Origin of the sequence: Prolixibacter sp. NT017, from assembly GCF_009617875.1 — a bacterium.
Classification (GTDB): domain Bacteria; phylum Bacteroidota; class Bacteroidia; order Bacteroidales; family Prolixibacteraceae; genus Prolixibacter.
On record NZ_BLAV01000001.1, the window covers coordinates 777,892 to 793,311 of the forward strand.

20 protein-coding genes are annotated in these 15,420 nt (G+C 45.1%); 17 read left to right on the forward strand and 3 right to left on the reverse strand.

The window, feature by feature from the left end:
• Positions 1–13 precede the first annotated feature (13 nt).
• The 17 genes from GJU87_RS03085 (at position 14) to GJU87_RS03165 (ending at position 10,933) form a co-directional block, all read left to right on the forward strand.
• A complete protein-coding gene (locus tag GJU87_RS03085) occupies positions 14–643 on the forward strand; it encodes a DUF5675 family protein (protein WP_153638155.1) in 630 nt (209 codons plus the stop codon).
• 106 nt (positions 644–749) lie between these two features.
• Positions 750–1,235, forward strand: a complete 486-nt coding sequence (locus GJU87_RS03090) for a hypothetical protein (protein ID WP_153638156.1) — start codon at positions 750–752, stop codon at positions 1,233–1,235.
• 10 nt (positions 1,236–1,245) lie between these two features.
• Positions 1,246–1,524 carry a GIY-YIG nuclease family protein gene (locus GJU87_RS21745; protein WP_153638157.1) on the forward strand — a complete coding sequence of 93 codons (279 nt, stop codon included), beginning with the start codon at positions 1,246–1,248 and terminating at the stop codon, positions 1,522–1,524.
• Positions 1,502–1,723, forward strand: a complete 222-nt coding sequence (locus tag GJU87_RS03100; RefSeq protein WP_153638158.1) for a hypothetical protein — start codon at positions 1,502–1,504, stop codon at positions 1,721–1,723. Before GJU87_RS21745 ends, GJU87_RS03100 begins: the two co-directional genes overlap by 23 nt.
• A 171-nt stretch (positions 1,724–1,894) precedes the next feature.
• On the forward strand, positions 1,895–2,158 hold the full coding sequence (locus tag GJU87_RS03105) for a hypothetical protein (RefSeq protein WP_153638159.1): 264 nt from the start codon (positions 1,895–1,897) through the stop codon (positions 2,156–2,158).
• 127 nt (positions 2,159–2,285) lie between these two features.
• Positions 2,286–2,984: a hypothetical protein gene (locus GJU87_RS03110; protein ID WP_153638160.1), complete on the forward strand. Its 699-nt coding sequence runs from the start codon at positions 2,286–2,288 to the stop codon at positions 2,982–2,984.
• A gap of 477 nt (positions 2,985–3,461) precedes the next feature.
• Entirely contained in the window at positions 3,462–4,241 is a 780-nt protein-coding gene (locus GJU87_RS03115) for a hypothetical protein (RefSeq protein ID WP_153638161.1), read from the forward strand.
• Between the two features lie 138 nt (positions 4,242–4,379).
• The gene (locus tag GJU87_RS03120; RefSeq protein ID WP_153638162.1) at positions 4,380–4,934 is read left to right on the forward strand and encodes a hypothetical protein; all 555 of its coding nucleotides are present in this window, start codon (positions 4,380–4,382) and stop codon (positions 4,932–4,934) included.
• A 6-nt stretch (positions 4,935–4,940) separates the two neighbouring features.
• The gene (locus GJU87_RS03125) at positions 4,941–5,591 is read left to right on the forward strand and encodes a GIY-YIG nuclease family protein (protein WP_153638163.1); all 651 of its coding nucleotides are present in this window, start codon (positions 4,941–4,943) and stop codon (positions 5,589–5,591) included.
• Positions 5,592–5,716: 125 nt separating this feature from the next.
• A complete protein-coding gene (locus tag GJU87_RS03130) occupies positions 5,717–6,100 on the forward strand; it encodes a glyoxalase/bleomycin resistance/extradiol dioxygenase family protein (RefSeq protein ID WP_153638164.1) in 384 nt (127 codons plus the stop codon).
• A gap of 1 nt (position 6,101) precedes the next feature.
• Positions 6,102–6,836: a hypothetical protein gene (locus GJU87_RS03135; RefSeq protein ID WP_153638165.1), complete on the forward strand. Its 735-nt coding sequence runs from the start codon at positions 6,102–6,104 to the stop codon at positions 6,834–6,836.
• A 336-nt stretch (positions 6,837–7,172) separates the two neighbouring features.
• Positions 7,173–7,550 (forward strand): helix-turn-helix transcriptional regulator, encoded by a 378-nt coding sequence (locus GJU87_RS03140; RefSeq protein WP_228491840.1) that lies wholly within the window; start codon positions 7,173–7,175, stop codon positions 7,548–7,550.
• An 8-nt stretch (positions 7,551–7,558) separates the two neighbouring features.
• Positions 7,559–8,011 carry an SRPBCC domain-containing protein gene (locus GJU87_RS03145; protein WP_153638166.1) on the forward strand — a complete coding sequence of 151 codons (453 nt, stop codon included), beginning with the start codon at positions 7,559–7,561 and terminating at the stop codon, positions 8,009–8,011.
• A gap of 58 nt (positions 8,012–8,069) precedes the next feature.
• Positions 8,070–8,990, forward strand: a complete 921-nt coding sequence (locus GJU87_RS03150; protein ID WP_153638167.1) for an alpha/beta fold hydrolase — start codon at positions 8,070–8,072, stop codon at positions 8,988–8,990.
• A gap of 53 nt (positions 8,991–9,043) precedes the next feature.
• Complete coding sequence (gene arr, locus GJU87_RS03155) at positions 9,044–9,490, forward strand: NAD(+)--rifampin ADP-ribosyltransferase (RefSeq protein WP_153638168.1); 447 nt, start codon at positions 9,044–9,046, stop codon at positions 9,488–9,490.
• A 210-nt stretch (positions 9,491–9,700) separates the two neighbouring features.
• Positions 9,701–10,282 carry a dihydrofolate reductase family protein gene (locus GJU87_RS03160; protein ID WP_153638169.1) on the forward strand — a complete coding sequence of 194 codons (582 nt, stop codon included), beginning with the start codon at positions 9,701–9,703 and terminating at the stop codon, positions 10,280–10,282.
• Between the two features lie 186 nt (positions 10,283–10,468).
• The gene (locus GJU87_RS03165; RefSeq protein ID WP_153638170.1) at positions 10,469–10,933 is read left to right on the forward strand and encodes a cupin domain-containing protein; all 465 of its coding nucleotides are present in this window, start codon (positions 10,469–10,471) and stop codon (positions 10,931–10,933) included.
• A 134-nt stretch (positions 10,934–11,067) separates the two neighbouring features.
• Here GJU87_RS03165 and GJU87_RS03170 read toward each other — a convergent pair whose 3' ends face one another.
• The 3 genes from GJU87_RS03170 to GJU87_RS03180 all read right to left on the reverse strand — a co-directional run bounded on the left by GJU87_RS03170 (position 11,068) and on the right by GJU87_RS03180 (position 15,409).
• Positions 11,068–12,345 carry an MgtC/SapB family protein gene (locus GJU87_RS03170; RefSeq protein ID WP_153638171.1) on the reverse strand — a complete coding sequence of 426 codons (1,278 nt, stop codon included), beginning with the start codon at positions 12,343–12,345 and terminating at the stop codon, positions 11,068–11,070.
• A 100-nt stretch (positions 12,346–12,445) separates the two neighbouring features.
• Complete coding sequence (locus GJU87_RS03175; RefSeq protein ID WP_228491841.1) at positions 12,446–13,444, reverse strand: alpha/beta hydrolase; 999 nt, start codon at positions 13,442–13,444, stop codon at positions 12,446–12,448.
• Positions 13,445–13,792: 348 nt separating this feature from the next.
• Positions 13,793–15,409: a RagB/SusD family nutrient uptake outer membrane protein gene (locus GJU87_RS03180; protein ID WP_153638172.1), complete on the reverse strand. Its 1,617-nt coding sequence runs from the start codon at positions 15,407–15,409 to the stop codon at positions 13,793–13,795.
• Positions 15,410–15,420 lie beyond the last annotated feature (11 nt).

Sequence of the window (15,420 nt, forward strand, 5' to 3'; positions counted from 1 at the left end):
CATGGAACTGCAAGTGATACGGTACAGTACCTCCGGCGAATCGGCGCTGGGGATGCTGCTCATCAACGGCACTTTTGCCTGTTATACCCTCGAAGACCGACCACGGTCAACCAAGGTGAACGGTAAAACCGGCATTCCGGCCGGACGCTACCGCGTGGAGTTATACGAACAGGGCCGTCTGCATACGAAGTACCTGGAACGGTATGGTGCCGATTTCCACAAGGGAATGTTGCACATCGTGGGTGTGCCTGGCTTCGAAGGTATTCTTATTCATACCGGGAATACCGATGACGACACCGACGGTTGCCTGTTGGTGGGCGATACCTCGCAGGTGAACATTGAGCGGGATGGTTTTATTGGCGAAAGCCGGAAAGCCTATCAACGCATCTACCCGATGATAGCCAACGTGCTGGAGCTGGGCGAGGAGGTGTGGATAGCCTACCGGGACAGCCTGAACGGCAAGTCCGAACCCGCAGAAGCGGACCAAACGGTGGTGGCCGACCAGCTCAACTTCCGCACCTCGCCGGGCGGTAACCGGATGGGGGTGTTGTTCGAAAACACCGGCGTCGAAACCATCGAACACCGCGACGGCTGGTCCCGCATCCACGTCGAAGGATGGGTGAGCGGTAAGTATTTGGGGTAAAGTCTAACCCTTAACGCTGACAGGTCTGACGACGCTGTCAGGTTAAAACAACCGTAGACCTGTCAGCGTGCAAAGCACCTGACAGCGTCGGAAAAATAAATGAGCAATGCAAAAAATCGAACCCATCATCTCCGACCGTTTTTATCACATCTACAACCGCGGCATCAACGGAGAAAATCTGTTTACGGAAGAAGATAATTATCTCCATTTTTTGCGGTTGTACGATAAATACATTCATCCCATTGCCGATACGTATGCGTGGGTGTTAATGCCGAACCATTTTCATTTGTTGGTGCGGATAAAGGAGAATGTAGCTTATCGGTATTCTAACGCTGACAGGTCTAACGACGCTGTCAGGTTTGACAATATGAAGTGGGAAACGATTGACCTGTCAGCGTGTGAAACACCTGACAGCGTCAGGACTCCTGACCCGAAACGTCATTTCGCTCATTTATTCAACGCATACACAAAGGCCTTCAACAAACGTCACGCCCGCCACGGAGCGCTGTTCGAACGTCCTTTCAAACGGAAGTTGATAACTGACGAACACTACCTGCGGCAAGTGGTGATTTACCCTGTCAAATCATTTTAAATTTTTCACGATGGAAACTCTCTATTATGTCTATGTATTACGAAGTTTAAAAGATGGTATGAACTATACCGGATATACCCAAAATTTAAAATTAAGATTTGAACAACACACCAAGGGTAAGGTAGAGTCAACGAAAAACAGACGGCCCTTGGTTTTAATCTATTTTGAAGGCTGCTTAAATCAACAGGATGCGACACACAGGGAAAAGTATTTGAAAACTCACTATGGTAAAATGTATCTAAAAAATAGATTAAAACATTGGCACGATGAGAGTTCAAATCTTATTTGACGGGGTAAACCATTCCTTCTGCGATCACCCATTGGGTTATCCCTGGAGCTCTTACGCCGCATGTGTGTCGGTAAAGCCGACCCGGTTACATCGTGAAGCAGTGGTGGGGTGGTTCGACGACCGCGCCAACTTCATCGCCATGCATCGGCGCAGCATCGACCGGGAAAAGATTGAACAATGGTTGAAGATAAATGGATAGAGGAGCAGACCACTGTCGGGGTCTACGACCACCGACAGGGATTCGCAACCCACCCCGTCAGTGGTCGAAGACCCTGACGGTGGTCAAAGAATAGAACACAGACCTGTCAGCGTGCGAAGCACCTGACAGCGTCGGAAACAAAGAAGAATTAAACCAAAACAACCAAAAACATTGAACCACACCACTTCCATAACGCCAACCGGTACCATGGCGTTGGTGGCCGGGCCACACCCGGGTGTAACCACTGGTGCTGAGACCCCGCTGAGTGGTGAGGATTGTTCGCTAAGTGGTGGGCGGACTTCGCTGAGTGGTGGGGATCGTTCGCTAAGTGGTGGGCAGACTTCGCTGAGTAGTGGGGATCGTTCGCTATGTGGTGGGCAGACTTCGCTGAGTAGTGGGGACTGTTCGCTGGGGGGTGGTCGGCATCCGCCATGACGTGGGCGTGGATGCTGAATATAAAAACGGGGGAAGTGGATGAAATGGTGCTACTTTGACAGGTCAACACCTGCTACATCCGCTTACCCCCATCGTTAATTGAAATAGAAATTTAAAAGTAAGTAAAATGGGAATTAATAATCGAATGTATTCGACATCGGATGCAGAAATGCTGGAAACAGCTGACGTGATAGCTGCGTCGTTGAATGATGATATCGCTGATTTTACAGCCTTTGATTCAACGCTGACGGCTGATTATGTGACCACGGTTCAGGGAGCTGTTGGTCGGGTGAAGGAAATCAAGCCGGATGATGTGGTCATCGACGAGATGAGCGAATGGACCCAGAAGGTGGATGCTGCCATGAAAAAGAGCAGCGATGCCTACTCCAACCTGGCCTACTTTGTCCGCAAGGCGTTTAAGGGAAATGTGGCGGTTCAGAACCAGTTTGGTTTGAACGACTACAAGAAGGCGCGCGACAGCCAGGCGAAAATGGTATTGTTCATGGAAACGCTGGGCGACCAGGCCACTGCCCATCACGATGAGCTGGTGGCCGCAGGTTGCGGCGAAGATGTGATTACAACCGTCTCAGAGGTAGCCACCGAACTGCGCGACTCGAATATTGGGCAGGAGAAGTTCAAGAAGGAGCGGGGCGTATTGACCCAGGAACGGGTGAGACGCCTGAACGAGGTGTACCAGTTGCTGGTTCCCCTTAGCGAGGCCGCGCAAATCATCTATCGCAACGACCCGGCCCGCCTGGCCAAGTATACCCTGACCAGCACAAGCGGTGCTACGGGCGACTCGGACGAACCGTCTGACGACCTTTAAACTCTCTTTTCCCGCCGGCCTGGTACCACCGGCGGGGAAATGAAAAATGCTGACTACCCTGACAGGGTTCGAAACCCTGTCAGGGTTATTGTTGCAACATGGCAGACCACTGTCGGGGTTCTCCGACCACCGACAGGGTCGTGGCCTATTCCCCGTCAGGGTTTACAACCACTGACGGTGGTGATTGGGACATTAAAAAGGCATCCTAACCTGTCAGGTTGAAAAGGAACGCACCCCGAAGTGTTTGATTGGAAATGTTTTGTTAACTTGGGATGACTGAATTATGGACTAGGTGAAAACAAACCCACATTTCCTAGAGAATTACATTCCATTATTTTGTAGAAGAAAAATAATACATTGTTGGCGAGCAGTAGTTGTGTGTAATAATGGAGAGTGTGAAATCATTTAAATTGAAAAATGCAAACAGAGCCACTACCGAGAATTGAACCGCTTATTAATGATTTAAAAAGTCTGAAGATGGGAGATTTTTTAAAATCAAATTCGTTTAAGCGTTACTGCATAAAAGCAGGGTTAGAAGAGTCATGGAGAAATGCGTTTACTTTTATTCAAAAGAATCGTACATATTTTATAGCTGGATTTGATCATGATCACTCTGACTCTCTGGATGCATTAACTTTAATAATGAATCATTTGTATAAAAATGATTCAACAAATTTTTTCTATTTCTCAAATGACTTGTTAGTTGCATATGCCGATTGGAGTAAAGAAGATTTAAAAGTAAAGGACATTATTGAGGATTTGGAATTGCTTTCAGCTCCATCGGAAGTTGTCGAAAATATAACAAAACTAGGTAACCATTTTTCCAAACCTGTTCCAAAATCAGAAATTCCTGAAAATATATGGAATGCTGATAAATTGGAAACTGCTCTAGATAAAATGGATTCATCCATAAAGCGAAAAGAGTATAATATGACTGTTACCTATGCTTATTATTGCCTTGAAGGATTATATAAAGCATTTATTTCAGAAAAAGTACCTGATAAAAAACATCTGGATAAGATTAATCAGATGGCAACAGCTGTTCGCGATTATTTGAGAAGTCATTTCATAGCAAACCAAATTGAATATCCGGAGCAAGTAATTAATCTGATACCGACAATCACAAACGCAATTTCGAATGCTAGAAATAGTTTTAGCGACTCTCACTTTGATGGAGAGTCTGAAAAGTGGTTGGCTGAATTTGCCCGAGATTGCGTCAATTCAATAGGAAGACTGATTATTAAGTTTATAAAATAAAAACGCAAAAACTGGTACGGCAGAGCGTAGTTTGGAGTGCGAATTTTTTTCAACTTTTTGTCCTGCCAGAAAGAAACGCAATTCGAAAAGTCTTACGTTTCATACCCAAATGTTAGTAGATAATACGATATTGAAACTATGGCTGTTGAAATAATCTTATCAACTGTTATCGCTGCAAGCACGGTGATATACACAGCAACAAGTTTAATGCTTTGGATTGAGAGTAGAGCATCAAGAAAGCAAAAACTGACTCCAATGATGGTTGCATATCTTAAAACTACAGAAAACCATAGTATACTTAAACTATGCATTAAGAATATTGGAGAGGGTGTTGCGAAGGATTTAAGCATAAAAGCATTACAAGACTATGAACGATTAGGTAAAAGCCATCTGTTGTTATCTGAAATAGGTGTAATTAAAAATGGATTTAACACCTTTCCTCCTCAATACGAGTTGAAGTTTTATCTTGGAAGATTAACAGAAATATATAAAAAAGACCAAGATGGTTTTGTTCGATTGGAATTCAGTTATAAAAGCTCTGATGATAGAAAGTTTAAAGAGATTTTCGAACTTCCATTTAAGCAAATCTATGGACAAAACTATTCAAATCCACCTGAGAGCTATATAGGGCAGATCCCATACTATTTGAAGGAAATAAATGAGACGTTGAAAGCAATCGACAAAGTAGAATAATACGTCATGAATTTGTATTGGGTAAAAACAAAAGGCAGTTTTGAAGATTGGTTCATAGTTGCTCCAACCAAAGAAATAGCATGCGATTGCCATGAAGGTTTTGAGGGATTTGATGAGGGGGATGCAAAGGCCGAATTTGTTTGTGAAATACCTGATAATATTGAGAAAAAACACAAAGCAGAATACGATGCAATAAATGGTGGTTATTGGCCATCACACGAGTTGCTTGTTGATCTAGGATTTGAATTCATTGATGATATTTCGCCCAGAATTGTAAGAGGGCATGGCAGATTGTTTAAGGAAGGAGGTTCGACCCTGGCCTTGACAATTAAACATTTAGACAAAAAGCAAGGTGTTTATTTTATAAACATGAGAGATACCAGTAAATTTAAGATTGGTATTACACGAAAAATATCGAGAAGACTAAAAGAAATAAAGACAGCTAATCCGTTTGTAATTGATTTGTGGTACTTCATTGAATGTGAAAACCCTCGAAAAGTTGAACGGTTATTCCATGAATTATTTAAAGACAAAATAATAAGTGGCGAATGGTACCAACTGAAAACATTTAAGGAAATATTTTCTGCTATGGAAGTTGTAGAGCAGAAAAATGAAATCAAAATTCATAATATATTGAAAGTAATAGAGAATTTGTAAAAACTGAAATGCTAACTAAAAGAATAAAACAGCATCAGCTGGTTTTACTGTATAACCGGGAGCCCTAATTTGAGAAAATGCAAATAAACACGAGTTACAGAAATTTTTAATAAAAGATTGAATAAATGCCACAACACAGACTTACCGACTCCAACGAATTTCGATTCTACTATTTTACGAATCGATATGCTGATACAGTCAATTTCTACAAAAGTGTTATGCAGCTTGAAGAAGTGAGGTCCTGGGATCGGGGGCATGGCAACAAAGGGACCATATTCAAATTTCCCAAAAGCGAATTCCTGATAGAAGTTGAAGAAAGCGGAGAAGCACCTTCATTTCATGGAGCCGGCCTTTATATGGAGGTTGATGATGTAGATGCTTGGTATCGCAAAGCAGTAGCTCAGGGTATTCAAATCAAACAACCGATTTCCGACACTTCCTACGGTCATCGCTCATTCAAGATTGAAGACCCTAACGGCTTAGCAATTGGGTTGTTTCAATATATGTAATATGAAAGAGCAGACACTAAAAGACTATTTCGATGAGAAAGTAACAGTTGACACTTTGGCTACTGATTTAAAAGACAGTCAACAAAAGACTGGGTATGACACGTCGTCTGTCTGCGTTGACCAAATAAAGGAGGAAGGAGAATATCAAGTAACCAGAAAGCATCTGCTTAAACTATGTAATGACACTATAAAAGGACACTTGACACCGGGTGACTTAAATACGGTAGCTTTTGCACTTCTTGCTTCAGAGTATTTTACCTGGGACAGTGAAACCGGGAATGGAGACATTGTTTCAACTACAACTTATGATTGGGACAATCCTGACCTAAATTTCGATTTGACAATAGATAATTTGAAGCTTTGGAGAGAATATTTGGAGACAGGAGAATACAAACTCAAAGAGGTGTCAGGACAAAATGAATCCGAATTAAGACCATCACGACGAATTTTAAAGGACAAGAGAGACGCTGAATTACACCCAAAGTGGAAAAAGGACTTTAAAAAGATAAGGGAGATTTTGAATGAATGGGACCCGTTGGGAGTCGCAGATGTGGTGGATGATGAATACGATGAAATAAACTTTCTGGCCTATTCAGTATTGATGAGAAATGGTGGAATTGAGGAAATTAAAAAATCAATTAAAGGATATTTGGCCCAATCGATGGAGATAGATGAGACCGATGAAAAGTTGGAAGAAATATCGATGAAAATAAAGAATGCAGTGCAAAAAACCTGACAGGTTTCTGAAACCTGTCAGGTTTTTTGTTGCAGCATCACAGACCACTGTCGGGGTTCTCCGACCACCGACAGGGTAGCGGCCTATTCCCCGTCAGTGGTTGTAAACCCTAACGGTGGCATAAGAATATCCCGCAGACCTGTCAGCGTGCAAACCTGTCTGGTTTTTTGTTGCAGTATTGCAGGCCACTGTCGGGGTCTTTGACCACCAACAGGGTAGCAGCTCCTTTCCCCGTCAGTGGTTGCCCAACCCTGACGGTGGTATAGGAAACTGTTGGTATCGTGGAAACTACAACGGTACATGTTGCCTTCTTCCACCATAAATCTTCATTAAAAAATGGGAAATCACTTGCGCAAGCAAAAACTTGCACATATATTTGCAAGCAAAACCTTGCATAAAATGAAAAGAGACGCATTTCAAGCCATAGCAGACCCTACCCGCAGAGCCATCTTGATGTCGCTGCGGGAAAAAGAACAAAATGTTAACTCGCTTGCGGAGCAATTCGATATGACCCGGCAGGCTGTTTCGTTGCATGTGAAATACCTGCAGGAGTGTGGAGTGATAAAAGTAAGCCGGCAAGGACGTGAGCGTCTGTGCCAGCTTGAAGTCACAGAACTAAACAGAGTAAATGAATGGATGGAACCCTTCAAGGAATTACTGGAAAGTCAGTTCAGAAAACTGGATAACCTCCTTGATGAATTAAAAAACAAGTAAAACTGAGAATGATGGAAGATTTAAGCCAAAGGTCACTGAGTGTGACGAGGATGTTCAATGCACCGATTAACCTGCTATGGCAGGTACTGACCACCGCAGATTACATCAAGGACTGGTGGGGGCCGGACGGATTTACTAATACGATTCGCATCATGGAAGTTAGCGAAGGTGGCAAATGGGAATTTACCATGCATGGCCCCGATGGTACCGATTATGAGAATGTGTTTATCTACCGCGAAATCGTACCGCTCAAAAAAATCGTGATGGACCACCTGGCCGATCCGAAATTCACCATTTCAATCAGGTTGTTTGACGAGGGCGAACAGACCCGCATGGAGTGGCAGAACACATTTGAGACGGTTGCCGACTTTAAACTGGCCGTCGACACCTTTAAAGCCGATGAAGGTCTTAAACAAAACATCGAAAGACTGGCAGCTTATATAAATACCCTGACTCAATAAACGAATCCGGCACGATCCCGCGCCGGGTTCAAATGTATAACTGACTCAATGAAATTTTATGAAAAAGGTACTTCTTCTCATTGTACTGGTTTCCCTGGTTCTTATTTCTTGCGGAAACTATAAGCAAAGTCGGTCTGAGAAAGATACGGTAGCTGTGACAACCGACAGCCTGCGCTCTAAAAGCGGTTATTCCAATGTGAACGGGCTTAAAATGTATTATGAGATTTATGGTGCAGAACACCCCGGAAAACCGCTGGTATTAATTCATGGTGGCGGTTCTACCATCCAATCCACAATCGGAAGAGTGATACCCATGTTTGCCAGGCACCGGAAACTGATTGCCGTCGAATTACAGGCCCACGGCAGGACCAGTGACAGAAATACGGATCTCTCCTTTCAGCGGGATGCAGATGATGTGGTAACACTTCTTGGCAATTTGCATGTTGATAAAGCAGACTTCTTCGGATTCAGCAATGGTGGTACTACGGCGTTGCAAATCGCTATTCGGCATCCGGAAATCGTCAACAAAATCATTGCAGCTTCCGCACTATGCAAACGCAATGGTGTTCCATCGTGGTTTTGGGGTTTCATGAAAAAACAACGTTTGGAGAATATGCCGGATCAGCTAAAAGAAGCTTACCTAAAAGTTTCACTGGACACGGCCGGCTTGCGGGTTATGCATGACAAAGACGTGAAAAGAATGTTGGATTTCAAAAATATCCCGGACGAACAGCTAAAGGCAATTAAAGCCCCGACATTAATTATAATTGGTGACAGAGATCTGATTACACCGGAGCATGCTATCGGGATGCACAGACTAATTGCCAACTCGGAACTGGCAATCATTCCTGGCGGGCATGGTGAATATATTGGAGAGATAACAACCTTAAAACCCGGTTATAAAGAAAGTGATTTTGTTGCCGTTCCGTTGATTGAGAATTTTCTTGACAAAAAAGAACCGCCAACCACTGGCGATTAATGTAACCAACAGCTCTTCATTTACGAAAAAGCGTTTACATAAAAGTTTACACCATGGAAAAAAGCAAAAGTGAAAACAAATCGAATGAAGCCGGGGCCAGTCCTTTTTCTCAAACGTTCTTTCACGGTACCAAGGCTGACCTGAAGATGGGTGACTTCATTGAAATTGGTCTGAACTCGAACTTTGGACAAAGGAAAGAGGCGAAATATATCTATTTGACAGCGACCCTGGATGCAGCTGTCTGGGGAGCCGAACTTGCTTTAAATGGAGCTCGTGAACGAATTTATTTAGTTGAGCCAACCGGTCCGATTGAGGACGATCCTAATTTAACGGATAAAAAGTTTCCGGGTAATCCAACCATGTCGTACCGGTCAAAACATCCGTTTAAGGTGGTTGGTGAGCTTGCTGTTTGGCAGGGGCACTCACCGGAACAAGTGAAAACAATGAAAGATGGAGTAGCCAAAGCAAAAGAACAAGGTATTGAGGCAATAGAAGACTAGGTTGAGGAACTATTTCGTTTGCTTTCAATCGAACCATCCCGGGATGATTTTCAACCTGACAGGTTTCGGAAACCTGTCAGGGTTTTTTTTCCATATAAAATACCGGAGTGTTTGCCCGCAATGATAAAAACAATGGACTTGCAAACCAGTTAACGGTCGTTGTAAAAAGGCAGCACCCAATTATAACTACCATAAAAAAAACAGAATCCGATGAGAAAAATAATTTCGTTTATGCACATATCGCTTGACGGTTTTGTGGCAGGGCCGAACGGAGAAATGGACTGGATTAACGTTGATGAAGAAATTTTTGATTACGTCGGTGAGCGGATAAGCGAAGGCGACACAGCATTATACGGGCGGGTAACGTACCAGATGATGGAAGATTACTGGCCTACAGCAGGTGATAAGCCGACAGCTTCCAAACACGACGTGGAACATTCAAAGTGGTATAATCAAGTACATAAGATTGTTTTATCGAAGTCAATGAAAGATGCAGATTTGCCTGACACAACCATCATTAGCGATAACCTTACGGCCAGGATAAATGAAATAAAACAATCGCACGATGGCGGGAGTAAAGAGATTTTGCTTTTTGGCAGCCCAACAGCCACTCATTCACTTATTCAACTGGACTTAATTGACGGCTACTGGCTGTTTGTTAACCCGATTATCCTTGGGCGTGGCATTCCGTTGTTTGCAGGTATCAAAGACAGAACAAAACTAAACCTGGTGACTACCCGGCCATTTACCAGCGGAGTAACTGAACTGAATTACACTGTGGCCAGAACATAGGTCGGGGATTGCGATAAATATTCCCAATACTTCGGGACTGTCGCTGCTCATATAACTCATCAATTAATGCAAGTTGAATCGGAACCGTCGACACTGGTGGTGATTGTTAATGGGTAGAACGCTGAAGAAAAAGAAGAATTTGAACACAAAAGAATTAAATCAACAAGAGCTTTAAGAAAAAAAGAAATGAAACGATCGGAGAAGATTGCAGAAAACAAAGATTACACAGCTGTTAACCTGGGCAGTATGGACGATATAAAAAATCATTCGTTAATTCATCCTAAATCGGGGAAAGAGGTTAAAGGAAAGGTATTCTTAAAAGAACTGACAAAAGCCACCGGAACAGAAATATCCTTTACTTCCTTGCCACCTAAAACCGAGTTGGGATATTTCCATATTCACAACAAAGATGAAGAAACGTATGTCATCATTAAAGGAAGTGGTTTTTATCAGGTTAACAATGATTGTTTTCCCATTAAAGAAGGTAGTGTAATAAGAGTTGCGCCGGAGGGAGTGAGAAGTTTATGTAACACGTCGGATGAGGATATGGTGTATATCTGCGTCCAGTCCAAAATGAATTCCCTGGAAGAACATACCACGGATGATGGTTCACGGGTAGTGTACGAATCCAAGTGGAAAGAATTTTTGTAAAAAACTGCAGCTAACTCTAACCTGACAGGTCTTTTTGTTGCGGCATGGCAGCCCCCTGTCGGAATGAAGATAAAAGAAGCTCCGGACGGACTCAACCGGTGGAAAACCGGCCTTCACTTACACCGAAGCCCTTCTTATTTTATCACGTAAAACCAGACGGAGCAGAGAATACCAGCTGCCAGGAGGATGCCAAAATGCAGGCTCATGCGTCTTTTCACCGTTTTGCTACTCAGTGATAGTGCATACATCATTTTTAGTAGGTTGTTGCTGTTGGTGGCATTCAGGATGGCCAGCGCCACGACAAACACATCGAGGGTGCTCTTTTGCTGCAACAGGTTCATCAGGAACGGGTCGATATCGGTGACCCCCACCACAAAGGCCAGGGTCGTTACACCTGCACTTCCGTAAGCCTGCGAAACGTAATGGGTAATGAGTCCGAACAATACGAACAGGAGTCCGAAGACCAGGGCGGTCCTGAATTCGAGCGGGTTCCGGCTGGTACTCTCTACCTGTTTGCCGGTTATTTCCTGTTTTTCAGCTTTCATCAAAGCGGTGCGCGAGAGCACCATTGAAACCACGAACAACAGGAGGAACGGTATCACCAGCCGGAGGGCCACGGCGGTGTTGAACAGGAATGCCAGCAGGAGAATGCGCAGGTACATCATGCCGTTGGCCATCATAATAGCCGAGACGGCTTCGGCGCCCAGACTTTCACTCTTTTCTTTCCTGGCCAGGATCACGGTAGTAGCAGTTGAGCTGTACAGTCCACCCAGGATACCGGTAATCGTCAGACTCGATTTGGGGAATACCAGTTTCTTCAACAGGTAGCTGGCATAGGAGATGCCCGAAACCACTACGATGGCGAGCCAGATATGATATGGCGAAACGGGAATGGAATCGGAGATATTTTCATGCGGCAGCAAGGGAAGAATGATTCCCGCGAAAGCGATAAACTTAGCAAGTGTTATAAATTCGTCCTGCGATACCTTTTGCATGATGGTGACGAACTCGTCCTTCATTTCGGTAATGACCAGGATGGCTACCACAAACGACAGCGTCAGCCAGATGGGCTGCGTCATGATAAGCAACGGAATGGAGTAGGTGAGTAGTGCCAAGATGATGCTGGTGAGCCCGTATTTTTGCTGTTCTTTTATCTTCAGATAATAGTGAATGCCGAGGAGCAGACCCAGGATGATAAAGCCTGTGAGAAAGGGAACGAACGATTTCTCGTTGACGACAATGAGCAGGTAGCCGAGCAGCCCGATAAAGGTAAAAGTTCGGTCGGTACCGAAGAGTTCGGCGGCCTCTTTGGAGGAGTGATGACGGCGCTGTTCGAGGCCGATCAGTAGCGAGAAAACCAAAACCAGCAGGAAGTGGATAATTTCATCGGGAATGTTGGGTACAAAGTTCATCGGTTCTTTCCTTATCCGTTTACCATGAATAAAGATAGGATTTCGCGTTCATTTTGCATAATTATTTTTCAGGCATCCAAGTATCAGGCTTCCCGGGAACTCAGTGTTTCTTCAATGTCTTGTCCAGGAAGGTGACCATATACTTCACGGTTTGGTCGAACCAGGGATGTACCTGCCAAAAGGAATGTACACTGTTGGGAATAGTATGTACGTTGTTGTAAATATGGTACTTGTCGAGGACTGAAATGACACTGTCACGCCCGGCATGGAAACGGGGCTGAGCACTGTTGATGAACAGCATGGGCGGTGTATCCTTCCCGGCGTAAATCATAGGAGACGCTTCCACCCATTTGGCCCGATTCTCTTTCAGCGTGGCACCCAACCAGTAAGCGCCTGCCGAGCGTTTGCCGGGAATTTGATCCTTTGCACTTTCTGCCGGCGTGGTGAAATCGAGGATGCCATCCATGTCGATAATGGCCTGTACTTTCGACGAAACCTGGTTGTTTCCCTCATTGCCTTCAAACTTCTTCATATCGCCGGTCATACCGACCAACGCAGCCAGCTGACCGCCTGCGGAGCTTCCGGAAATAGCGATTCGGTTGGGATCAATGTCATACTTCTTTGCATTGGCACGTAAAAAGCGAATGGCCGCCTTGATGTCGAATACCGCTGCCGGATAAAGTGCCTCCGGAGATAACCGGTACCCGACCGCTGTCGTAACATACCCCTTTGATGCGATCTGCTGAGCCATCGGAACCTGAGCCTCCTTGCTGCCGGAACGCCAGCCTCCGCCAAAGACCAGGATGACTGCCGGATATTTTCCCTGCTGCTCAGGACGAAACAGATTGAGATGCAGTTTACGCTCGCCATAAGGCGTGTTAGGCAAAGTTGCATAGACTACATTGTATTCCGGTTTAACACCTTCAGGTAACTCCGGCTTCACGAGTGTGACATCGGGATAGTGTTTTTTGATTTTCACCCAGGCTGAGTAAGGTGTGTAAGAGGTATCGCGCGGAATGGGTTTCGCTCCATTGGTTTGTGCGGAAGCAGTTCCGGCCATAATGAAAAGTAGTAGCAGAAGTCGGATAGCTCGTATCATGGAATTGAGTTTGTAAAGAACAAAACTTATTAAACAAAGTCATTTTGACAAGTTCCGTTCCATTTTAATTGTTGTTTTATAGCTATAGTACTTGACCACCAGTGGTTAACTGTTCGTAATAAGTTCTTAACAATAAAAACTACAGAAACGATTGTAACAACAGTAACCACGAAGCTTAACCTGACACTTGTAACCTGAAATTTCTAAATCGAAGATCTGAAATCTTTCTTCTTAACCAACTTTCTCAAAAGAAAAGGGGCCACCGCTGCAGCTGCAGGATGGCCCCGGGTTAAAACCCAACTGTATGAATGATTTGTTTGTTTTTATCGTTCCTTTTCAGGAATTGAATTAATATCCATCGTTTTGTGAGCTCTGCGGGTTAACGGAAATCTCTTGCTCCGGAATCGGCAGTAACACGTTTCTGTCTTTGAATCCGGCACCTGAAATGGACATGTAATCTTCCTGACCATTGGTAAACGTTCCTTCCGGAATCATTTTACCCTGATCAGCCAGTACGTTCTTCGCGTCGCCCCAGCGAACGAGGTCCTGGAAGCGTACACCTTCGAACGACAGTTCCAGGCGGCGTTCATTCTTGATGTCGGCGAAAAGCTGGTCACCCGATGAGGTGAGGGCAGGGAGATTTACGCGGGCCCGTACCTGGTTGATAAGCGGAAGGGCTTTACCATCCTGACCACTGCGGTTGTATGCTTCAGCAGCCATCAGCAGAACGTCGGCATAGCGCATCAAACGGATGTTGGTGGCGTAGTTCAGCTCTTTCACACTGGTTTCGCTGGTATTCGACTCATCGGCCCATGAGCCGTATTTTAAGCGGATGTAACCTTCACAACCCCATGGATAGGAATTGCCCTGATCGGGGTTCCGCAGTTTTCCGCCGTGAGCGATTAACTGATCTTCACTCAGCATGGCTGCATTCCGGCGAATCGTATCGTTGTCTGCAGTGTAAGCGTTCCATAGCGATTTCTGCGGATAAGCAAATCCCCATCCGGCTACCAGGCCGGTATTACCACCGTCAAACCAGCCGTCACCACGCGGACCGCAAAGCTGCCAGTGGATGTTACTTTCGGTGTTACGGCCGTTGTTGCCCCACTGGAAGTTGCCCCAGTCGTAGTTCTTCTCAGCTGAGTACGAAATTTCGAACAATGACTCTTTTCCGAATTCCTGTCCTTTGCGGAGAATTTGAGAATAGTCAGAAATCAGTCCGTATTCGCCCGAATCGATGACTTTCTGGAACTCGGCAGCTGCATCGGCGTACTTTTTCTCGTAGAGCAACGATTTACCCAACATAGCCTGGGCCATTCCCTTGGAAACGCGCACCTTGTCGGCTGCCGATTGCTGGCTTTTCAGCGGAAGATCGGGGATAGCCTCGTTGAGGTCCTTCTCAATCTGCGCCCAGATGTCGGCTACTTTAGCGCGTGGCTGGTTATACTGGTCGGGTGACGATGCCGGCTCGGTTACCAGCGGTACTTGTCCCCACAGGGTAACCAGGTCGAAATACAACATCGCACGCAGCGATTTCGCTTCGGCAATAGCCTGTTTCTTCGCGTCCGATTCGGGTTTGATGTTCGCAATCACCAGGTTGGCGCGGTAGATGCCCCAATAGGACATCTGGAACAACCAGGTGATTACCGGGTTGCTGGAGCTGTAGCGGAATTCATTGATTTCCTCGTAGGGAGGCTGGTCACCGCGGTGTCCTCCACCGGTATAGATTTCGTCGGACAACAGGGTTTTCATCATCCACATGCTGTCCCAGTCGTAGGCGTACATCGATTGAAGTATGTCGTAAACACCCAGCACGGCGCCTTTAGCGTCGGCATCGGTTTTATAGAAGCTGTCCACAGGGATGGAGCCTTCGGGCGTGGTGTCCAGGAATGATTGAGAACAGCCCGAAAGGAAGAAAATGGCGGATAGTAACGCCACCTTGAATTTATATTTTTTGATCTGCATGTTCATTGCGT